Here is a 21,412-nt window from a genome sequence, read left to right on the forward strand (position 1 = left end):
CGGTCACAATACGTTCGTGATCACGCAACACCGTTCCTTCACAGTGGGTGCATGACTCGAGAAATGTCTGATGTGAGGCGTGCGAAGCACGGGCGTCCCGTACACCACTGGCGGCGCGACGTCATCGAACTCGCCGCGCTCTTCACGGCGGTGACGGTGGCCGACGGCGTGGCGAACCTGATCGGTCACGGACCCGACGGACCGACGCTGCTGCTGGTTTCGGCGGCCGCGCTGGTCGCCACCGCCGGGTTCCACACATGGTGGGCACGCCGCCACGGTCACGCACCGCCGACCAGTGATACCGGCGCCCCGCCGCGCTCCGAGGAGTCGGCCGGGCGGTCGGACCAGCCGCGCGACACGGCGGCGACGGTGTCCGGGGAGGGTGCGCTGTGGCGGATGCGGACGACGGTGAAGGACGAACCGGGTTCGCTGGCCGCGTTGTGCGCGGCGCTCGCGGAGCTGCGGGTCGACATTCTGAGCCTGCAGACGCATCCGCTGGCCGACGGCACGGTGGACGAGTTCCTGCTGCGCGCGCCCGGCGGGATCGCGGCGGCCGAGATCAGCAGGGCGGTCTCGGTGGCCGGCGGCTCCGGCACCTGGATCGAGCGGGCCGACGCCCATGACCTGGTGGACGCGCCGACCCGGGTCCTGGGCCTGGCCACCCGTACCGCCCTGGACGCGGCGGAACTGCCGCTGGCGCTGCGGCAGTTGCTGGGACGGTGCACGATCCGGTCGCTGCCCGCGGTGCCCGCCGTGGGCGGTCGGGGACCCGAACCGGTGCCGGTGGAAGGGGTTCTGGAGGACACCGTGATGCGGCTGCGGGCACCGGAAGGTGGAGTGATCACCGTGGAGCGGCCGTATCTGCCGTTCACGCCGACCGAGTTCGCGCGGGCGCGGGCCCTGGTGGAACTGGACGCCCGGCTCGGCCCGCGCGTGCCGCGCAGCCAGGACGTGCTGACGCTGCCCCAGGGCAACGACATCACCGTGCGCCGCGCGCACAACGGTGACCTGGAGGCCGCGAAGGAGATGCACGAGCGGTGCTCGCCGCGGACGCTGGGCATGCGGTACCACGGTCCTGTCGGTGACGCGGACCGCTACCTGAAGCACCTGCTGAGCCCCCGATTCGGGCGGACGCTGGCCGTGCAGACGGCCTCGGGGCGCATCGTCGGCCTCGGCCATCTGCTGTGGGACGGGGACGAGACCGAGGTCGCGCTGCTCGTCGAGGACGCGTGGCAGCGGCGCGGCATCGGCGGCGAGTTGCTGCGCCGGCTGGTGGCGATGGCGGTCGAGGCGCGCTGCGAGAGCGTGTACGCCGTGACGCAGTCCTCCAACACCGGGATGGTCGCCGCGATGCGCGCCCTGGGGCTCCCCCTCGACTATCAGATCGAGGAGGGGACCCTGGTGATCACGGCCCGGCTCGGTGCTCCGCTGGAGGCCGAGAGCGCCGTGGGGATTACCGGACGGGTGTCGAGCGCGAGTGAGCCGGGGAGGGCCGAGGCGCCGTAGGGGTTATCGGCCGGCCACCGCGGGTGCGTGGTGGCCGGCCGCGCCCCGCGGCGGAGCCGCATATCGATCCAGCCCCGCGCCCCTGGAGGTGCGCTGCCGCGCCTCCAGTGCCTGATCCAGGTCGCCCCACAGGTCGTCCACGTCCTCCAGCCCCACCGACATCCGCAGCAACTGGTCGCTGACCCCGGCTCCTCGCCGGTCGTCGGCGTCCACGATGCGGTGGCTGATGGACGCCGGGTGCTGGATGAGCGTGTCGACGCTGCCGAGGCTGACGGCGGGGGTGATCAGGCGGACGCCGGCAATGACCTCGTGCGGGTCGCCCTGCACCTCGAAGGCGATCATGGCGCCGCCGATGCGCGGGTAGTGGACGCGGGCCACACGCGGGTCGGCGGCGAGGCGGCGGGCCAGTTCGGCGGCGCTCGCCGAGGCCGCCCGCACCCGGACGGGGAGGGTCGAAAGGCCCCGCAGCAGCAGATAGCCGGCCAGCGGATGCAGGACGCCGCCCGTGGCGAACCGTATCTGCCGCAGCCGTCCCGCGAACTCCTCGTCGCAGGCCACCACGCCCGCCATCACGTCCCCGTGCCCGCCGAGGTACTTGGTGGCGCTGTGCAGCACCAGCCTGGCGCCCTGTTCGACGGGGCGCTGGAGCACGGGTGTGGCGAAGGTGTTGTCCGCGAGCAGGGGAACCGAGCCGCATGCGTGGGCCAGCGCCCGCAGATCCACCTCGGCGAGCGTGGGATTCGCCGGGGACTCGACCATGACCAGGCCGGTGTCCGGGCGCAGCGCCTCCGCGATGCCGGCCGGGTCGGTCCAGGTCACTTCCGATCCCAGCAGCCCGGCGGTGAGCAGATGGTCGCTGCACCCGTACAGCGGGCGTACGGCGACGACATGGCGCAGGCCCATCGAGGCCCGTACCAGCAGGACCGCGCTCAGTGCCGCCATCCCGCTGGCGAAGGCGACCGCGGACTGCGTGCCCTCCAGACGGGCCAGGGCGGTCTCGAAGCGGGCGACCGTCGGATTGCCCAGGCGGCCGTAGACGGGCGGGCCGTCCGGCTCGGCGCCGGTGGTGGCGAAGGCATCGATGCGGGCGGCCTCGCCGCGGCTGTCGTAGGAGGGGTAGGTGGTCGACAGGTCGATCGGCGGGGCGTGCAGGCCCTGCCGGGCCAGATCGTCACGGCCGGCGTGCACGGCCTCGGTGGCGAGTGCTCTCGGTGCGGTGCGTGCGTCGTCGTACCCGGTCATGCGGTTCTGCGCCTCCCTGCTCGCTGGGTCCATGGCCGGAAGAGTGAACAGTGACCGGGATCAGGTGTGCGAATCCCGTGTTACGTTCGGCCAATGGCCGAATCTGTCGTACTGGATCCGGTCGATCTGCAGCTGCTGCGGCTGTTGCAGAACGACGCCCGGACCACCTATCGCGACCTCGCCACGCAGGTCGGGGTCGCGCCGTCGACGTGTCTTGACCGGGTGACGCGGCTGCGCCGCTCGGGCGTGATTCTCGGCCATCAGCTCAGGCTGGACCCGGCAAAGCTGGGCCGAGGTCTTCAGGCGCTGCTGTCGGTGCAGGTCAGGCCGCATCGGCGGGAGCTGGTGGGGCCGTTCGTGGAGCGGATCCGGGCGCTGCCGGAGTCGCTGACCGTCTTCCACCTCACCGGTCCGGACGACTATCTGGTGCATGTCGCGGTCTCGGACATGGCCGATCTTCAGCGGCTGGTGCTGGACGAGTTCACGTCCCAGCGGGAAGTCGCGCGCGTGGAGACACGGCTGATCTTCCAGGAGTGGCACTGCGGGCCGCTGCTGCCACCCGACACACCGGGAAACACGCCCTCAGCGAAATCGGGCTGACTTGGGACAAGGGCCGGAGAAACCGGGCTGACGCGGCAGCGGTCGCCGTATGAGGATGGACCGCATGTCTGAGACCAACAGCCCGCTTCCCCGTGAGGTCGCCGACGCGTACGTCGACGAGCTCATCGCCCTCGACCCGGTCACCGGTACGTATCTCGGCGTGAAGGAGAGTTCGAGCAAGCTCCCCGATCTCTCTCCCGCGGGCCAGGAGGCGCTCGCGCAGCTCCAGCGGGCCACGCTCGCCCGGCTCGACGAGGCCGAAGCCCGGCCCGGCGCGGACAGTGACATCGAGCGCCGGTGCGCGCGCCTGCTGCGCGAGCGCCTGACCGCGGAACTGGCCGTGCACGACACCGAGGAGGGTCTGCGCTCGGTCGGCAACATGGCCACGCCCGCACACTCGGTTCGGGAGATCTTCACCGTCACGCCGACCGAGACCGACGAGGACTGGGCGGCGATCGCCGAGCGGCTGCGGGCGGTGCCTGCCGCGTATGCGGGCTACCGCGAGTCACTCGCGCTCGGCCTGGAGCGCAAGCTGTACGCGGCGCCGCGCCCGACCGCCACCTTCGTCGAGCAGCTCACCGAGTGGTCCGACACCGGCGAGGGACGCGGCTGGTTCGAGGACTTCGTCTCGGCCGGTCCGGAGGCGCTGCGCGCCGAGCTGGACGAGGCAGCCCGCGCGGGGACGGCCGCCGTGATGGAGCTGCGGGACTGGATGCGCGACGTGTACGCGCCGGCGATCGAGGGCGCGTCGAACACGGTGGGCCGCGAGCGCTACGCCCGCTGGGCGCGCTACTTCAACGGCATCGACCTGGACCTCGACGAGGCGTACGCGTACGGCTGGTCCGAGTACCACCGGCTGCTCGGCGAGATGAAGAAGGAGGCCGAGAAGATCCTCCCGGGCGCCGCGACCCCGTGGGTGGCGCTGGCGCACCTCGACGAGCACGGCAAGCACATCGAGGGCGTCGACGAGGTCCGCGACTGGCTGCAGAGCCTGATGGACGAGGCCATCGAGAAGCTGGACGGCACCCACTTCGAACTCGCCGAGCCGGTACGGAAGGTGGAGTCCCGCATCGCCCCGCCCGGCGGCGCGGCGGCCCCGTACTACACGGCTCCGTCGGAGGACTTCTCCCGTCCGGGCCGCACCTGGCTGCCGACGATGGGCCAGACCCGTTTCCCGGTCTACGACCTGGTCTCGACCTGGTACCACGAGGGCGTGCCGGGCCATCACCTCCAGCTCGCCCAGTGGACGTACGTCGCCGGGAACCTCTCCCGCTACCAGGCCACCATCGGCGGGGTCAGCGCCAACGCCGAGGGCTGGGCGCTGTACGCGGAGCGGCTGATGGACGAGCTCGGCTTCCTCACCGACCCGGAGCACCGGCTCGGCTACCTCGACGCGCAGATGATGCGGGCCGCCCGGGTCATCGTCGACATCGGCATGCACCTGGAGCTCGAGATCCCGGCCGACTCCCCGTTCCATCCGGGCGAGCGCTGGACTCCCGAGCTGGCGCAGGAGTTCTTCGGTTCGCACAGCAGCCGTCCGGCGGACTTCGTGGAGAGCGAGCTGACCCGGTATCTGACGATTCCGGGCCAGGCCATCGGCTACAAGCTCGGCGAGCGGGCGTGGCTGCAGGGCCGGGAGAAGGCACGCGAGCGGCACGGCGACGCCTTCGACCTGAAGGCGTGGCACATGGCGGCCCTGTCGCAGGGTTCGCTGGGTCTGGACGACCTGGTGGACGAACTGTCGGCCCTCTGATCAGCGCCTTTCGATCCGGCCCTGTGATCAGCGCCGGAATCCGCCCTCGGAGTCGATGACCTGACCGGTGATCCAGCCCGCCTCGTCCGTCGCCAGCCAGGCGATGAGGCGGGCCGGGTCGTCGGGCATGCCCCACCGGCCGGCGGGGAAGCGGGCCGCCACGGCCTCGTACTCCTCGCCGGTCAGGTAGTCCGTGTCGACGGGCCCGGGGTTGACGGTGTTCACGGTGATGCCCTGTTCGACGAGCGTGGTCGACAGGGAGCGGGTGATCGAGGCGAGGGCGCCCTTCTGGAGGGCGTAGGCGATCTCTCCGGGCATGCCGCCGGCGATGTCCTGCCCCGAGGTCATCATCACCACGCGCCCGCCGGGACCGGCCGGCCTGAGCCGGGCGTGGGCCTGGACGAGCAGCAGCACCGAGCGGGTGTCCACGGCCCAGTGCGTGTCGAGCATCCCGGCGTCGATCTCGTCGAGGGTGCCGTCGAAGCCGCTGACCGCGTGGTTGGCGATCAGGATGTCGAGCCGTCCGCCGAGGGCCGAGGCGGCCGTGGCGATCAGTTCGGCGGGCGCGGCCGGGTCGGAGAGGTCGCCCGGACCGGCGAGGACCTGGGCGGCGGGATCGCCGAGCGCCTCCCGCACGGAGGCCGCGACCTCCTCGGGCCGGTCGGCTCCCCAGGGCATGGCGGCGTCGTGCGGCACATGGTGGTGCAGATAGACACTCGCGCCGTACGCGGCGAGCCGCCGGGCCACGGCATGTCCGATGCCGGCGCGTCTGCTGGCCCCCGTGACCAGAGCGGTCCGGCCACGCAGGGGCAGCGGGTCGCGGAGCAGGTCTTGTGGGGCGGGGTGCGGGAATGGCGGCATGGCAGATCATGATGATGAACGGCCGCCTCCGGCGCACCCGGTTATTCGGGGTGGTCGTGTGTGACGGCTGTTCGCACGGCCCCGTGCGGCGCCCCGCGGGTCAGTTCGGCAGCCGGCGCAGCTGGACGAGTCCCACCCAGGTCTCGGGGCCGGGCTGCACCTGGGCGGCGCGGACCGCGTACGCCCCGGGCTCCAGGGCCACCCGCAGATGCTCGGTGCGCTCGGTGTCCCGTCCCGGCCAGGCCGAGTCGAACAGCACCACCGTCCCCGGCACCTTCCAGCGCACCTCGCGTCCCCAGTCCGCGGTGGCGAGCGCGTCCGGGACCCGGGCGAGCAGTTCCGCCTCGGAGTCGGCCGCGCACCACCGTACGAAGGTGGCGTGGTCGGGCAAATAGGAGGTCGACGCGGGCTCGTCACCGAAGACCAGCGCCGCGCTGTCTCCCACGGGCAGCAGTCCGACGAACCCGTCGACCTCGCAGGCCCGGTCGTAGTCCGAGGCCGTCTCGTCGCCGTCGGCGCCCGCCCAGAACGGCAGTACCGTCTCCGGTACGGCTATCAGGGGGCCGCCGCCCGACTCGATCCACTCCACCGTGCCCGGATCCGCGTATCTCACCATGGCAGCAGAACCTACACGCACAGCGGGCCCACAAGCTCACCGGTCCAACAGGGGCCTCAGCAGCCACAATTGTCCGCGTCGACCGGGGCCGTGAGCGGGTCGGGGGTACGGCGTTCGCGCCCCTGCCAGGTCTCGTACTCGAAGCCCTCTCGCGCCCAGTACTCGAAGCCGCCGAGCATTTCCTTGACCCGGTAGCCGAGTTCGGCGAGGGCGAGGGCGGCGCGGGTCGCCCCGTTGCAGCCGGGGCCCCAGCAGTACGTCACCACGGGCACGGACCTGTCGAGGAGCTGCTCGGCCTGCTCGGGGATGAGGGCGGTGGGCAGGTGGATCGCGCCCGGGATGTGGCCCTGGTCCCACGACTCGGTGGAACGGGAGTCCACGACGACGAATCCTGGGTTGCCGTCGGCCGAGAGCCCGGCGGCGACGTCGGACACGTCGGTGTGGAAGGCAAGGCTCGCACGGAAGTGGGCGGCGGCCTCGACGGGCGTGGCGGGCGCGACGCGCAGGACGGGATGGGCGCTGGTGGCGGTGGCGGTGGCGGTGGCAGGGATGGTGGTGGCGGTCGCAGGAACGGTCATGGTGGCGATGGCGGCAGGGTTCGTCATGCCCATCAACCTATGACCCATGATCCACTTCCTGAAGGGGCAATCCCCGGCTCTCCTCTTGATCTGCCGGTGATTCCCCTGCTATTTCTCGCTCATGACCACGTATTCCCCGGACGCCACTGACTGGCGCATCCTCGATGTCCTCCAGCGCGAGGGCCGCGCCAGCTTCGCCGAGCTGGCCCGTGCCGTGTCCATGTCCGCGAGCGCGGTCACGGAGCGGGTGCGGCGGCTGGAAGAGGCGGGCGTCATCCAGGGCTACGCCGCCGTGGTGGACCCGGAGCGGCTCGGCCTGTCGATCCTGGCCTTCGTGCGCCTGCGCTACCCGAACGGGAACTACAAGCCCTTCCACGACCTGGTCGCCGCCACGCCCGAGATCCTGGAGGCCCACCACGTCACGGGCGACGACTGCTTCGTCATCAAGGTCACGGCCCGCTCGATGCGGCACCTGGAGAAGGTGTCGGGAAGGATCGGCACGTTGGGCTCGGTGACGACGAGCGTCGTGTACTCCTCACCGTTGCCTCGCCGTCCGCTCGGTCACTGAGGTCACCGATGCCTCGACAGGTCGTACCGGCCTCACCGAACTCCTGTGGTTGCCGGCAGCTACGGGACTCAAGCACCTCGCTGCCGCAGCACCGACCCCGATCTCCCCTTCACCACCTCCAGCTGCGCATGGATCCGCCGCCGCAGATCGGGGACATGGCTGACGATCCCGACGCTGCGGTCGCGCTCGCGCAGTGAGTCGAGGACGTCGAGGACCTCGTCGAGGGTCTGGTCGTCGAGGCTGCCGAAGCCCTCGTCGATGAAGAGGGTGTCGAGGCGGACACCGCCGGCCTCGTCGGTGACGACGTCCGCTAGGCCGAGGGCGAGGGCGAGTGAGGCGAAGAACGTCTCGCCGCCGGACAGAGTCGCCGTGTCACGCTCGCGGCCGGTCCAGGCGTCGACGACGTGCAGCCCGAGGCCGCTGCGGCCACGGCCGGTGCGGTCGTCGGAGTGGACCAGGGTGTAGCGGCCGGAGGACATGCGCCGCAGCCGTGCGGTCGCGGCGGCGGCGACCTGTTCCAGACGGGCCGCCAGCACGTACGACTCCAGGCGCATCTTGCGTTCGTTGTCCGCCGAGGTGCCCGAGGTGAGCCCGGCGAGGCGGGCCACGCGGTCGTACTCCGTGCGCAGCGGGGCGAGTTGGCGTACGGCGGTGGCCACGCGCGCGGACAGCCGGTCGAGTTCGGTGCAGCGGCGGGCGGCCGCGTCGCGCGTGGAGGCGGCGTCACGGGTCCGCCGGGCGGCGGCTGAGGCGGCGTGCTCGGCGCTCATGAGGTCGGCGGGCGGCTGCTGGGCGGCGGTGGCCGTGTCGGCCTCGGCGAGGACGGCGCGGACGGCGGCCTCCTCGGACTGCCAGGCGTCCAGGCGTCGTTGCAGGTCGCGGTGGGCGGCGTCGTCGAGGAGCGCGGCGGCCGCGGCCTGCGGGGTGTCGAAGCCCGCGCGGAAGGCGGCGTCGGCGAGGCGGGCGTCGGCGGTCTTGAGCCGCTGGGCGGTGTCCTCCGCGGCACGTGAGGTGTCGGCGGCCTCGGTGAGCAGCGCGGCCTGCCGCTCCAGCTGCCTGGCCCGCGCGGCCACACTCCCGGCGGCGCCGCGCGCCTCCGCCAACTCCGCTTCCAGGGTGGCCTTCTCCCGGTCCAGCCGCTCGCGATGGCCGACCCGCGCGGCGGCCCGGACCTCCGCCTGCTGATGGGCCGCGGTGCGTTGGTCGTGTTCCGCCTCGGCCCGGCGCAGCTCCTCGTGGGCGGAGTGCAGCCCGGAGGCGTCCCGGCGGGCCTGGGTGTACAGCCGCTCCAACTCCTCGGCCGCCTCGGCGAGTCGACTTGTCGGCATGTCACCGGCCTCGGCGGTGGCCGCGGCCAGGGCTTCCCGTACGACGCCCAGGCGGCGTTCGGCCTCGGCGTGCCGCTCCTCCGCCTGCTGGTAGGCGGCCTGTGCGCGCTCCTCCGCCGCCCTGTCGACGTGGCCGACGTCCTTGCGGGCGGGTGCGGGGTGGTCGACGGCTCCGCAGACCGCGCAGGGTTCGCCGTCCTGAAGCTGCGCGGCGAGCTCGGCGGCGATGCCGTTCAGGCGCTGTTCCTTGATGTCCAGCCAGTGTGCCCTGGCCTTGAGCGCCTGGTCCTGGGCCTCGGTCGTCTGTCGGGCCGCCGTGTCCGTGTCGGCGGCCAGCTGGTCGCGCATCCGAGCGGCGGCGAGCCGCTGCCGCGCGGGCTCGCGCCGCTCGGCCAGCTGGTCGGCGCGGTTCGCGGCGTCCTGCGCGGACTCGATGCGCGTCTGGAGCGCGACGCGGGTCTCCTCCCACTCGCCGAGCCAGGCCTCCGCCTCCAGCCGGACATCGTCGTCGGCGCGCTCCTGACGGTCCAACTGGGCGCGCTCGTCCACGAGTTCGGCCAGCCGCCGCTCGCCGCGACGGGCCGATTCGAGCCCGCCCAGCTCCTCGGCGACCCGGCGCGCGGCGGTGGCGAGCCCCACCGCACCGGCATCGGCGAAAGCGCCCTGCGCCGGGGAATCAGCGACGTCTGCGAACGCATCCCGCAGCAGCTCACGCGCGCGTACCTGTGCCGTGGCCGCCTGCCGGTGCTCGGCGTCGGCCGCCTCCCGCAGCTCCAGAGCGGGTGCCACGACCTCGGCCTTGCGGCCGCGCTCCATGCGCGCCTGTGCCTGACGGTGGGCGTCGGCCCGCTCCTCCAGCAGCCCAGCCCGCTCCCGCGCCTCGGCGAACCGCCGCTGCAGGCGGGCCACTTCGCGTACGTCGGCCAGCGCACGCTCGGCGGCCGCCTGGGCGGACTCGGCGGCCAAGAGGCCGCAGTGGGCGATGGTGAGCTGCTCGCGGGCGGTGCTGCGGGCGACGGCAGCGGCGCCGAGGATGGCCTCGGCGAGGCCCGGCTCACCCGGTGCGAGTTCGGGCAACCGCATCGCGTCGCCCGCCGCCTGCTGCATGCGGTGCGCATCGGCCAGCAGCGCGGCGTCGCCCTCCCGCACCTGCGCCTCGGCGCCCCTGCGGCGCTCGGCGAGACGCTTCTCGACCTCGGCGAAGCGATGGGTGTCGAAGAGACGCCCCAGCAGCTTGCCGCGGGCCTCGGCGTCGGCGCGCAGGAAGCGCGCGAAGTCGCCCTGCGGCAGCAGCACGACCTGGCAGAACTGCTCGCGGCTCATGCCGAGCAGCTGGGTGATCTCCTCGCCGATCTCCTGGTGCGAGCGGCTGAGGTCCTTCCAGGAGCCGGGCTGCGCGTCGTACTCGCGCAGCCAGCTCTGCGCCTTGTCGAGCGTGGTTCCCGAACCGCGCTTCTTGGCGCGCTCCCAGGGCGGCTGACGTGTGACCTCCAACCGGCGTCCGGCAATGGTCAGTTCGAGGCGGACCTCGGTGCGGGTGCCGGCCTCGGCGTGGTCGCTGCGCAGGGTCATGCCCTGGCCGCTCTGCCGGGCGCCGGGCACGGAGCCGTAGAGCGCGTAGCAGACGGCGTCCAGGACGGAGGTCTTGCCGGCGCCGGTCGGTCCGTGCAGAAGGAAGAGGCCGGACAGGGACAGCGTGTCGAAGTCGACGGTCTGGGAGCCGCCGAACGGTCCGAACGCCGTCATGTCGAGGCGATGCAGCCTCACCGCGCCACCTCCCGCACGGTCTCGTCCGCCCGTACGGCATCGAAGGCGTCCCGCAGCACGCCCTGCTCGTGCGCGTCGGGACCGGCCCCGCGCACATGCGCCACGAAGTCCTCCGCGATCTCCTGATCGCTGCGGCCGGCGAGCCGCTGCGCATACGACACGTCGGGATCCTCCGGCGCCCGCTCGGGGGCGAAGGCGAGGCTGAGTGTGTGCGGGAAGCGTTCGGCGAGGCGGGCCATGGGGTCCGCCGGGCGCACCGCGTCCGTGAGCGTCGCCTCGATCCACGCCTCCTCGTGCCGGGTGAGCCCGGGATCGGCGAGCAGTTCCTCCAGCGTGCCCCGGATCCGGGCCAGCGCGCGGGGCACCGGGCAGTCGACGCGCTCGGCCGTGACCGCGCCCTCGGCGTCCAGGTCGACGAGCCACATGCTCTTGCGGTGGTCGGCTTCGGAGAAGGAGTACGGCAGCGGCGAGCCCGAGTAGCGGACACGCTCGGTGATGGTCTGGCAGCCGTGCAGATGGCCGAGCGCCGCGTAGTCGACACCGTCGAAGACCCCGGCGGGCACCGCGGCCACCCCGCCGATCGTGATGTCCCGCTCGCTGTCGCTGGCCTGGCCGCCCGTGACGAAGGCGTGCGCCAGGACGACCGACCGGGTGCCACGCGGGCGCGTGGCGAGGTCGGCGCGCACGCGGTCCATGGCGGCGGCGAGCACGGCCTCGTGCCCGGGCTTCTCGACGCCGAACTCGTCCTTCACCAGGGCGGGTTCGAGATAGGGCAGACCGTAGAAGGCGACGTCTCCGGAGTCGTCCCGAAGTACGACCGGCGTGCCGCACGCCGACGGCTCGGTCCGCAGATGGATACCCGCGCGGCCGATCAGCCCCGCTCCCACACCGAGCCGACGTGCCGAGTCGTGGTTCCCGGAGATCATCACCGTCGGCACGCCGAGGTCGGCGAGCCGGTGCAGGGCGTCGTCGAACAGCTCGACCGCGGCGAGCGGCGGCACCGCCCGGTCGTACACGTCTCCCGACACGACCACGGCGTCGACGCCGCGCTCGCGCACGGTCGCGACGAGGTGCCCGATGAACCCGGCCTGGGCACCGAGCATGTTGACCCGGTGGAACGCCCTGCCGAGATGCCAGTCGGAAGTGTGCAGCAGTCTCATGATCCCCGAGACTAACGGCCGGGTCTGACAGCACGGTCAGTTACTCCCGTTATCGTCCCGCGCCCGACTGCACCTGTGTCGCCGGGCCGACTGCCCGACGACACCCTGGGGCACCGGTTGGTCAGGAAGCGGAACGGAACCGAGCAATCCTGGCCGCATCCCGATCAGGAAGCGGCGCATTCCAGCCATAGTGAGAAGAAGCACTCCGGGTCCGACGGACGCCGCCCTACAGTTTCTCCCCTGTTCAGGCAGGACTTCGGGGGAACGGCATGGATCCAGTGACGGCCGTCGCAGCGGCAGGTGTGGCGCTCGTGGTCAAGGGAGCGTTGGAGAGTGCGGGGCAGGAGGCCGGCCGCTCGGGCTGGGCCGGAGGTGCCCGGCTGGTGGAGCGGATCCGCGCACGGTTCCGTGGCAACGCGGCAGCGGAGCAGGCCTTGGAGCAGGTGACCGGCTCCCCCGACGACGAGAACGCTCAACAGGACCTTCAGCGCCAGCTCGCCGGGCACATGATGCTCGACTCGGATTTCGAGGCGGAGATCCGCAAGCTGGTCGACGAGGCCGTCGCCGCGCAGGGCCGGTCCGGTCCGCAGATCAGTGCGGGGCTGATCAAGAACGCCCAGGTGTTCAACGGCAAGGTCGAAATCCAGGGGAACTGGACGACGTCGTAGCACCACCGACGTCGTGAGGCCGTGTCGGCCGGGACCGTCCGGTCCGACGTCGGCACGTCCGCCTTCCCCGCGTCCCGATCCGCACGCGCGGGCACGTTCCGTGCACCGACACCACTGCTGATCCGAAGGCCGAAAAGACCAGAACATGAGCGAGGACAGCGCCCCCGAGAGTGCCCGGCCCGCAGCCGGTACGGGGGACCGCAGAGACGATCCGCCACGAGGCAAGAACAAGGAAGACACCAAGCGGGCCGCCGTCGACGAGGACGCGGCGGAGCCGAAGAAGGACGTCGAGACCCCCGGCACCGAGGCACCTCGGACGGATGCCGAGGTGCACGACGGGCCGGTCAGCGAGAAGGACGCGCTGCTTTCGCTGGCCGAGGGGTACGGGCGGGACGACGCCGAGCGGTCCGAAGCGCTGCGTGCCGGGGCCATCGCCGACGAGATCGCCCGCCGGCTGAGCGCCGACGCCTCCGGTACCCGCATCGGCACGCTCGCTCTCTTCAACGCGGACGTGAGCTTCGGCGGGGGCTTCCACGCCGGCGGCGCCCGTGCCGGCGGGCCGCGGCCGGGCGGAGTGTCCGTGCTGGCCATGGACGCGGCCGACATCGCCGACCACACCGAACTGTTCGTCGTGCCCGAGGCCTACGGCGAGGCGCTGGACGCCCTGTGCGAGCGACGGGTGCTCGTGCTCACCGGTGCGCCCGGAAGCGGCAGGGAAGCCGCGGCGGTGAACCTGCTCGGGGAGGCCCTGGCCATGGACGGCGGCGGGGCGGGCTGCCACCGGCTGCTGACCCCCGCCGCCGTGCTGGAGGTGAGCTGGGACCCGCCGGTGAAGCACTCGGGGTACCTGGCAGCGCTCGACGACGGGTCCGCCGTCGTCGAGAAGTTCGCCTCCGCCTTCCTCAGCGGGCACTCCCACGGGACGGCACAGTGGGCCGCGGTGGTCGCCACGCTGCGCGCCACCGGCTGTTTCCTGGTCCTGACCGGCGGGCACGACCTGGAGGTCCTCGCGGGCGGCCCGGGAGGCGACCAGGTGGCCCGGCACGCGCTCACTCCCGTGGACCCGCTGGCCGTCGTCGAACGCCGGGTCCTCGGTCACAGCGGCGGCGCGGACGCCTCCGCCGACCTCCACTCGCTGCTCGAGCGCACCGGCGCCACCACCGCCCTGCGCGAGCAGCCCTCGGCCCGCAACGCTGCCCGGCTGGCCTCCGTGATCCGCGCCGATGCCGATGTGGCCGCCGCCGTGGCCCAGCTGCGGGACCCCAGTGAGCAGGTGCGCGCCTGGTTCAACCAGTACGGCGCCCCGGACGCCGTGGCGTTCGCGCTGGCCGCTGCCGTGCTCGAGGAGTGCGGCTACCTCACCGTCGCGGACGCCGCGATGAAGCTGCGGGCGGCCCTCAGCGAACCCGAACCCGCCCCACCCGATGTGAGGTTCGGGGACCGGCTCGGACACGAGCAGCAGTGGATCCGGCTGGACCTGCCCGCGGCGGGCGGTTTCGGGGCCCCGCGGGTCCGGTTCCGCAACGCGCTGCTGGGCCAGGTCATCCTCGCCTACGCCTGGAATCTGCTCGACGGCCGCCGTGACGCCGTCCTCGACTGGCTTCGTCAGCTGCTGAGCCATCGTGACCTGGACGTGCGTGCCCGGGCCGCGGTCGCGGCGGGCGTGCTGGCGCTTGCCGATCCGCACCATGCGGTGCACCGGTTCCTGACGACGTGGGCGGGCAGTACGTCCTGGCCGTTGCGGCAGGCCGCCGCCACCGCGCTCAGTGTGGCGGGAAGCCGCCCGGAGACGGCGGAGGCGGTGTGGGAAGTGCTGCACCAGTGGGCGCGCGGCGACGCCTCCGCCTACCAGCGCCGGCTGGCGGGGACGGCGGCCAACGCGGTCGGCGGGCTGCTCGGCCGTACGGCGCCCGGGCGGGCCGTGGCCGTGTTGCGCAGTGCGCTGGACCGGGAGGACGACTGGGGCACCCTGCCGTCCGTGGCATGGGGCGGCGTCCACCTCATCCACCAGGGGCAGACCTCCGCGGTGCTGGACGCCTATCTGGAGTGGTCCGAGCCGCAGGACCTGTCCCCCATGGTCGTCAAGTCGCTGTCGGCGTTCGTGTTCGCCGTCTCCCAGCCGTACGAGGAACCGGTCCTCGACGTCGGCGGCAGCGGACACGCCCGTGTGCCGGGCGTGCCTGTTCTCCTGACCGAGCTGCCGCGCCACCGTGAGCGGCTGGCGGAGCTGTGGGCGCGTGCCCTGGCCCGGCGCCCGGTGCAGGACGCCGCCCTGGACGCGCTGCACAAGTGGATCGACGACTTCGCGGTCAAGTCCTCCGGTTCCCTGGACGCCGTCGAGGCACTGCTGCTGTCCGTGTCCCGCCGGCCCGGCCGGCACCGCGAGCGGCTGACGTGGTGGCTGGACAAGTGGGCCCGCGACCGCGAGCGGCCTTCGGCGGGAGCCGCCCGCCTGCTGCGCACGCTCGACCGCTCCAGGTCCAGGTGAGCGGCCTCGTACCACCCGCATTCGCAACAGCACTGAAAAGAGAGGGGGAGACATGGAGGAGCAGACCTACGACCCGGTCCTGAGCATCGACGACGTCCCCAAGTGGCGGCTGGTGAACCCGTTGCGGCCACCGGCTCCCGGCCGGGCCCTGGTTCTCGTCCGGGACAGCGGTCCGTCGCTGACGGTCCGCAGCGGCGAGGAAATACCCTCGTCACGGTTCGGGGCCTACCTCAGTGTGTTCACGGTCGACATGGCGGAGCACCGGCTGATCCTGGACATCCCGCTGCTCAGCCGCGATCCCACGTTCTCCTTCCGCAGCCGGGTGGACCTCGTGTGCCGGGTCGCCGACCCCGCCGAGGTGGTCGCCCGCGGGATCCGTGACATGAGCGGCGCGCTCTACGGCTTTCTGCGCAAGACGATGCGCTCGGTCGCCCGGGACTACGACATCGCCGAGTTCCACCAGGCCGAGATGGCGCTGAACGCCGCGCTGGCCGGGTTCAGCGGCGACGACGCGATCCGGCTGCGCAACCTGCAGATCGAACTCCTCGTCGACGAGGACGAGATCGCCGCCAGCGGGCGGGAGTTCCGGGACGTCGTACGCGAGACACGGCTGGAGGGCATGCGCCGCAAGCGGCACCTGGACATGATCCGCGAGGAGGGCGTCGACGGTCTGATCGCCGGGATCATGGAGAAGGAGGGCCCGCGCGCCGCCCTGGCCTGGATCGAGAAGGGCGAGGCGGAGAAGCGGGAGGTCCGGCGCGAGGTGATGCGCATGGTCCTGGAGCGCGGCGACGCCGACCGGGAGCCCTTCGAACAGGCGGAGCTGGAGCGGGCCGTCCTGGACGAGGTGCTCAGGGACGGTGACGGCCTGTTCGAGACAGCCACCCGGCGCGGGCGCCTGAGCGGCACCCTCGCGCGAGCCCTGGAACCCGGCGGCGACGGCGACGACCGGGACCTGCGGGACCGGGAACCCGAACCGCTCAAGGGCGAGGTCCTGCGGGAGCGGTACGACGACGGTTCGGACTTCGGCACGGACCGCGCGCGGCCGCGCGGCGATGGGGGTACGCCCCGTTCGCGGCTGTCCGGTTCCGGCGGCCGGCGCTCCGGCTCCGCGCCCGCCGGACCACCTGCCGGACCACCCGCTGACGAACCGTTGCCGGGACCCTTCGGCGGAGGTGCGGACGACCGGTCGACGGAACGCCGCGCGGACACCCCGGGCGGCCGCGCCGAGGACAGCGGCAGGACACGGCCCTGGCGGGAGCCGACGGCCGACACGGAGAGCGAAGGCGCCGGGAGGACAGGCGACGACCACCGTTCCGACCGCGCCACCGGCGACCGTCGCGGCGACGGCGGCACGGACCGGGACAGCGGCGGACGCACCGACCGTCGCAGCGACGACACCGCGCCGAGGGTGAGCCGCGTCCGCGGAACCGCCAAGCAGCGCCGCCCGGACGCGTCCGACGGCAAGGGGGAGCGACGATGACCCACTACGACCACTCGGCCCAGTCCCCGCTACCGACCGGCACACGGCCGCCGTACACGCCGCAGCCACATCCGGATTGGCCCCCCGTGCCTTCGCGCGGGCCGCAACCCCCGTCTCCGGACGCGGTGTCCCCGGCGCTTGCCGCCCCACCCGACAGTGCGCGGTCCGCACTGGACGGCGCCCCCGCGGACCGACCGGTACCCCAGCGGATCTGGTGCGTCGACGACGACCGTTTGGGTCTGCTGGCGATGTCCGTGTGGAGCGAGCAGGTCCCGGGCCGCGGCGAGGACGCGGAGCCGTTCGTCGCGTTCCACACGCAGAGCCAGCAGGGCGTGCTCGCGGTCTTCGACGGCTCGGGCGGCGCCGGGGCGGCACCGGCGTGGCAGGCGTCCGACGGGGAGTACCGCACCGGTGCCTGGGTCGGCGCGCGGGTGGCACGGCTGGCCACGGACGTCTGGTTCCACGACGTGGTGGACGGCGAGCCGGCCGCGCCGGAGACCCTGCACGACTACCTCCAGTTCTTCCAGGAGCGCGCCCCACAGCGCCGCAGCAAGATCAGCGGCACCATGCGCCGCCAACTGCCCACCACCCTGGCCGCCGTGCACTACCGCGTGACCCATCCCCAGGGCCGGCCACAACTGGAGCTGAGGCCGCTGTGGGCCGGCGACTCTCGCGCGTACGTGCTGCGCCCCGGGTCCGGGCTGCGGGTGCTCACCCGCGACCACACCCGGGAGAGCGACGCCCTGGAACTGCTGCGCACGGACCCGCCGATGACCAACCTGGTGTGCTCGGACCGGGACTTCGAGATCGACAGCCAGCAGCTGACGTATTCGCTGCCCTGTGTTCTGGTGGTCGCGACGGACGGGTTCTTCGGCTATGTGCACACCCCCGCCGACTTCGAAGTGCTGCTGCTGCGCACCCTGGCCGGGGCAGGCACCGCCGAAGAGTGGGCCGACCTGATCCGCCGAGAGGTGCAGTCCTACACGGCGGACGACGCCTCGCTCGCGATCGTGGCCCTCGGCTACGGCGGCTTCCAGCAGCTGCGGGACCGGTTCGCGGACCGACTGCAGACGCTGACCGATCGCTACCTCCGCAACCGTCCGCAGGGCCTGGACCTTTCCTCTCCCGTACGGGGCGAGTCGGGACCCGGCCCGGTGCCGGCGCCGGAGGATCCCGCGGACCTGCCGGCCCGTGTACGCGCCTGGCAGGACCAGACCTGGCACTCCTACCGCGCCGACTACGAGACCCATCTGCCCCCGGCACCCGAGGAGCGCATGTGAAGCAGGGCGATGTCATCGGGGGCTACCGCATCGTCAGCGAGCCCACGAACGCCAACGGCGGCAAATGCATATGGGCCTTCGCCGAGAAGGACGGCCACCAGTACTTCATCAAGCGGTTCCTGGAGCCCAAGCGCCCCCGCGACGACGCGGCCGACTCGGCGAGCGTACGGATCCGGCGGCAGCTGGCCCGGGAGTTCGAGGAGCGGCACCGCACGATCATGAACCGGCTGCGCCCGGACGCACGCGGCGGGGGCAACCTGGTCCTGGCCACCGACTTCTTCCACGAGGGCAGCACCTACTACAAGGTCACCGAGCGGATCGACACCTCCAGCCTGGAGAAGCCGCAGGCCCTGGAGCCCCGCCACAAGCTGGTGCTGCTCAAGACCCTCGGCAACAGCCTGCAGCAGTTGCACGACATCGACATCGTGCATGGCGACCTCAAGCCGCTGAACGTACTGGTGCAGAAGCGGCCCGACGCCACCTTCCACACGGCGAAGCTGATCGACTTCGACGACTCCTACGTCTCCGGAAACCCGCCGGAGCCCGACGACATCGCGGGCGACTCGGTGTACGGAGCGCCGGAATGGCGCCGGTACATGCAGCGCGACGGCTCGGTCGGCCCCGATCAACTGACCTGTGCGGTGGACGTCTTCGCACTCGGGCTGATGACGCACCTGTACCTGACGGGCGAACTGCCGCACCACGACGGGCGGTACGGCTCACCTGCCGATGCCGTCAGCGCGGGCGAGCTCCTCGACCTGGACACCCGGCTGTCGAACGAGATGCTCGGCCTGCTGCGCGCCATGACCGCCCGGGCCCCGCACAGCCGTCCACGGATCGCGACGTTCCTCAAGACGCTGTCCGACCCGAAGGTGTGCGCCCTCCAGCACCGGCGCCCGGGCACGGCCAAGACGGCCTCGCCCGCTTCGGCGACGGATGCCGCGAAGCCGTCGGGACCGCGCACCAGCCGGATCAAGACCAACTTCTCCTCGCGCCCGCGCCCCGCGACACCCCCGCCGGAGCCGCCCCGGCCGGCCGCCGCGGAGGACACGCCCGCACCTCCCGTGACCCCGCCGGCCGCCGACGGCCCGGTCGAACGGACCTCGCGCGTCCGCATCAACCTCGGCGACCGCGGCCGGCGCCGCGACTCGTCCTGAGCCCACGACCGGCAACGACCCGACGCACCCGCCCGAACCACCCAGGAGACCTCGTATGACCAACTCCGAGCAGTACCAGGGGAATCTGCAGTACGCCGTCGACATCGTGCTGTGCGTCGACGCCACGGGCAGCATGCACCCCGTCCTCGACACCGTGAAGTCGAGCGCGTTGCAGTTCCACGACCGGCTCGACGACGTGATGGCCAAGAAGGGCAAGGCAATCAGTCAGCTACGGCTGAAGGTCATCGCCTTCCGTGACTTCGGCGACGACCCCTCGACCGCCATCCAGCAGACCGACTTTCTCCAACTGCCCTCGCAGGCAGGCAACTTCGAGGACTTTGTGCGCGGCATCGACGCCTCGGGCGGCGGTGACATCCCCGAGTCGGGCCTGGAGGCGCTCGCCCTGGCGATCAACTCGCCGTGGGAGACGGGTCTGGACCGCAGGCGTCATGTCATCGTGATGTTCACCGACGCCCCGGCCCACGCGCTGGGCACGCACGCGGCCACCCAGTCGTATCCGGCGAGCATCCCGCGCAGCATGGACGACCTGTTCGAGCAGTGGGGGTACTCCCGCAGCCAGACCGCGGTGATGGAACAGTCGGCGAAGCGTCTGGTGCTGTTCGCACCGGACCTGGCGCCCTGGTCCGATCCGATCGCCGAGGAGTGGGACCTCACCCTGCACTTCGCCTCCAAGGCAGGTCAGGGACTGGAGGAGTTCGAGATGGACGAGATCATCGAAACGATCGCGAACAGCCTGTGAGGTTCGACTGGCCGGATTTCACGCTGGAGTGCCGCGAGGACGACCGTCTGCTCTTCGTGTGGCGCCGTTACAGCCGCATCGAGTCGAACGTGCGCCACTGCACCCGCCTACGGCTGCTCCCGCCGGGCTCCGACGGACTGTCCCAGTGGATCTTCCACCTGCGCTTCCCCGAAGGGCCGACGCCCGGCCTCCTCGTGGTCCGGGTGGACGTCCCGGCCGACCGGCTTCAGGAGGCGCAGGACTTCACCGATCTGCTGCGACGCCGCTTCGACATCCCCGAACAGGCTCCCGACGGCGCCGAGGACGAGGAGCTGCGCCGGGTGCCCCTGGACGGGCCCGAGTGGATCGCCGCTCCCGCGTCGAACGCGTCGGAGGAGTTGTTCACGACCGTGATGGCCCGCGCCCAGGGCGACACGGGCTGACGGCACCGCGGCACGGAGACGAGAGGGAGGGCAGGAGAAGGTGGCGGCATCGGCCAACTGGCGTTGCGCGGACTGCGACACGTTCAACAAGCCCGCGGAGGCGTCCTGCACGACCTGTGGCGGAACCCGGCGCGGCAGCGCGACGCCGGCGGCCCCTGCGGCGCCGAAACCATCCGCCACAGCGCGGCCCAAGACGGGTCCGAAGCCGGCGGGTTCCGGCGGAGGTGGCGCCAAGCGGCCCGGGGGCGGTGCCCGCCCGCCCGGCGCCTGGCGCTGCTCGGAGTGCGACACGAACAACGCGCGCACCGACCTGTCGTGCATCGGGTGCACCACGCCCTGGAAGGCGGCGGCGAAGCCGAGCACCCCGAAGCCGTCACCGTCCGGGGCGACGGGCACCGCGGGCGCGAAGAAGGCCACGCCCCGCACGACGACGCCCAGGAAGTCCGCGTCGTCGTCGCCCTCGACACCCCGAAGTACGCCGAGGAGTACGCCCAGAAGCACACCGAGGAGCACACCCCGGAGTACGCCGAGGACCTCGCGGCCCGCCGGCACCGCGTCCGGGACGGCCGGGCCGGGTGCCGGGGAAGGAGTGTTCTTCCCGTCGACCGGGACCACGGGCTACCGCCCGACCGCACCCCACACCCCGGTCACCCCACCGGTCCACACCCCACCGCCGCTCTACACGCCGCCTCCCGGACCCCGTTACACCACACCGCCCAGGCCCGCGAAGAGCGGCGGCCGGCTCCGCGGCTGCTTCGGGCTCCTGGTGGGGTTCTTCCTGCTCAGCGCGTTGGTGCGCGGCTGCGACGGCCTCCTCGACTCCGGCGGCTCGGACTCGGACGGAAACGACGGCACGACCGTCGCCGCCACCTGTCCCGACCGCATCGCCGCCGAACTCCCCGACGGGGACGGCGCCGAGCTGGTCCAGGCGTACCGCACGAAGAACAAGCAGATCACCCTGTGCCGCACCACATCCGGATCGCTGTACTACTACGGCGAGTTCAGCGACGGGCGCGAGCAGGGCATCGCGATGGAGGCGGAGGAGACGAGCGACGGCTACGAGGCCCGCAACGGCGAGTATCTCTATGTCATCGAGGGCGGCGTCGTGACGATCTACCAGTCGGGCACGCAGATCGGCGAGGAGGACGTGACCCCGGAGCCCTCACCGTCGTGAC

The 21,412-nt window shown here is 72.4% G+C and carries 18 protein-coding genes; 12 read left to right on the plus strand and 6 right to left on the minus strand.

The window, feature by feature from the left end:
* Positions 1-63 precede the first annotated feature (63 nt).
* Positions 64-1,506 (plus strand): GNAT family N-acetyltransferase, encoded by a 1,443-nt coding sequence (locus OG254_RS07960; RefSeq protein WP_405578835.1) that lies wholly within the window; start codon positions 64-66, stop codon positions 1,504-1,506.
* Positions 1,507-1,509: 3 nt separating this feature from the next.
* On the opposite strand, the gene OG254_RS07965 is transcribed toward OG254_RS07960, so the two are convergent.
* Positions 1,510-2,748 (minus strand): trans-sulfuration enzyme family protein, encoded by a 1,239-nt coding sequence (locus OG254_RS07965; RefSeq protein ID WP_405594891.1) that lies wholly within the window; start codon positions 2,746-2,748, stop codon positions 1,510-1,512.
* 93 nt (positions 2,749-2,841) lie between these two features.
* Here OG254_RS07965 and OG254_RS07970 point away from each other — a divergent pair, with 93 nt between their 5' ends.
* Both OG254_RS07970 and OG254_RS07975 read left to right on the plus strand, forming a co-directional pair.
* On the plus strand, positions 2,842-3,348 hold the full coding sequence (locus OG254_RS07970; RefSeq protein ID WP_405578839.1) for an Lrp/AsnC family transcriptional regulator: 507 nt from the start codon (positions 2,842-2,844) through the stop codon (positions 3,346-3,348).
* Between the two features lie 64 nt (positions 3,349-3,412).
* Complete coding sequence (locus OG254_RS07975; protein ID WP_405578842.1) at positions 3,413-5,101, plus strand: DUF885 domain-containing protein; 1,689 nt, start codon at positions 3,413-3,415, stop codon at positions 5,099-5,101.
* Between the two features lie 27 nt (positions 5,102-5,128).
* Here OG254_RS07975 and OG254_RS07980 read toward each other — a convergent pair whose 3' ends face one another.
* The 3 genes from OG254_RS07980 to OG254_RS07990 all read right to left on the minus strand — a co-directional run bounded on the left by OG254_RS07980 (position 5,129) and on the right by OG254_RS07990 (position 7,156).
* The gene (locus OG254_RS07980) at positions 5,129-5,962 is read right to left on the minus strand and encodes an SDR family oxidoreductase (protein ID WP_405578845.1); all 834 of its coding nucleotides are present in this window, start codon (positions 5,960-5,962) and stop codon (positions 5,129-5,131) included.
* A gap of 100 nt (positions 5,963-6,062) precedes the next feature.
* Positions 6,063-6,578 carry an immunity 21 family protein gene (locus OG254_RS07985; RefSeq protein WP_351195648.1) on the minus strand — a complete coding sequence of 172 codons (516 nt, stop codon included), beginning with the start codon at positions 6,576-6,578 and terminating at the stop codon, positions 6,063-6,065.
* A gap of 56 nt (positions 6,579-6,634) precedes the next feature.
* Positions 6,635-7,156: a rhodanese-like domain-containing protein gene (locus tag OG254_RS07990; protein ID WP_405594893.1), complete on the minus strand. Its 522-nt coding sequence runs from the start codon at positions 7,154-7,156 to the stop codon at positions 6,635-6,637.
* Between the two features lie 121 nt (positions 7,157-7,277).
* Here OG254_RS07990 and OG254_RS07995 point away from each other — a divergent pair, with 121 nt between their 5' ends.
* Entirely contained in the window at positions 7,278-7,724 is a 447-nt protein-coding gene (locus OG254_RS07995; RefSeq protein ID WP_405578848.1) for an Lrp/AsnC family transcriptional regulator, read from the plus strand.
* A gap of 68 nt (positions 7,725-7,792) precedes the next feature.
* Here the strand turns inward: OG254_RS07995 and OG254_RS08000 are convergent, their stop codons facing one another.
* Together OG254_RS08000 and OG254_RS08005 are read right to left on the minus strand one after the other, a co-directional pair.
* Positions 7,793-10,819, minus strand: a complete 3,027-nt coding sequence (locus OG254_RS08000; RefSeq protein WP_405578851.1) for an AAA family ATPase — start codon at positions 10,817-10,819, stop codon at positions 7,793-7,795.
* Positions 10,816-11,979: an exonuclease SbcCD subunit D gene (locus OG254_RS08005; protein ID WP_405578854.1), complete on the minus strand. Its 1,164-nt coding sequence runs from the start codon at positions 11,977-11,979 to the stop codon at positions 10,816-10,818. Before OG254_RS08005 ends, OG254_RS08000 begins: the two co-directional genes overlap by 4 nt.
* Before the next feature lie 269 nt (positions 11,980-12,248).
* Here OG254_RS08005 and OG254_RS08010 point away from each other — a divergent pair, with 269 nt between their 5' ends.
* The 8 genes from OG254_RS08010 (at position 12,249) to OG254_RS08045 (ending at position 21,411) form a co-directional block, all read left to right on the plus strand.
* Positions 12,249-12,647, plus strand: a complete 399-nt coding sequence (locus OG254_RS08010; RefSeq protein ID WP_405578857.1) for a hypothetical protein — start codon at positions 12,249-12,251, stop codon at positions 12,645-12,647.
* Between the two features lie 145 nt (positions 12,648-12,792).
* On the plus strand, positions 12,793-15,135 hold the full coding sequence (locus OG254_RS08015; protein ID WP_405578860.1) for a hypothetical protein: 2,343 nt from the start codon (positions 12,793-12,795) through the stop codon (positions 15,133-15,135).
* Positions 15,136-15,187: 52 nt separating this feature from the next.
* Positions 15,188-16,618 carry a hypothetical protein gene (locus OG254_RS08020; protein WP_405578863.1) on the plus strand — a complete coding sequence of 477 codons (1,431 nt, stop codon included), beginning with the start codon at positions 15,188-15,190 and terminating at the stop codon, positions 16,616-16,618.
* A 125-nt stretch (positions 16,619-16,743) separates the two neighbouring features.
* On the plus strand, positions 16,744-17,898 hold the full coding sequence (locus tag OG254_RS08025; RefSeq protein ID WP_405578866.1) for a serine/threonine protein phosphatase: 1,155 nt from the start codon (positions 16,744-16,746) through the stop codon (positions 17,896-17,898).
* Positions 17,895-19,055 carry a protein kinase domain-containing protein gene (locus tag OG254_RS08030; protein WP_405578869.1) on the plus strand — a complete coding sequence of 387 codons (1,161 nt, stop codon included), beginning with the start codon at positions 17,895-17,897 and terminating at the stop codon, positions 19,053-19,055. Before OG254_RS08025 ends, OG254_RS08030 begins: the two co-directional genes overlap by 4 nt.
* Before the next feature lie 55 nt (positions 19,056-19,110).
* Positions 19,111-19,815 carry a vWA domain-containing protein gene (locus OG254_RS08035; protein WP_405578872.1) on the plus strand — a complete coding sequence of 235 codons (705 nt, stop codon included), beginning with the start codon at positions 19,111-19,113 and terminating at the stop codon, positions 19,813-19,815.
* Positions 19,812-20,237: a hypothetical protein gene (locus tag OG254_RS08040; protein WP_405578875.1), complete on the plus strand. Its 426-nt coding sequence runs from the start codon at positions 19,812-19,814 to the stop codon at positions 20,235-20,237. The genes OG254_RS08035 and OG254_RS08040 overlap by 4 nt, the downstream gene beginning before the upstream one ends.
* A gap of 40 nt (positions 20,238-20,277) precedes the next feature.
* Positions 20,278-21,411, plus strand: a complete 1,134-nt coding sequence (locus tag OG254_RS08045) for a hypothetical protein (RefSeq protein ID WP_405578878.1) — start codon at positions 20,278-20,280, stop codon at positions 21,409-21,411.
* The last annotated feature ends 1 nt before the right edge of the window (position 21,412 follow it).

It is taken from the genome of Streptomyces sp. NBC_01092, from assembly GCF_045039535.1.
Taxonomy (GTDB): Bacteria; Actinomycetota; Actinomycetes; order Streptomycetales; family Streptomycetaceae; genus Streptomyces.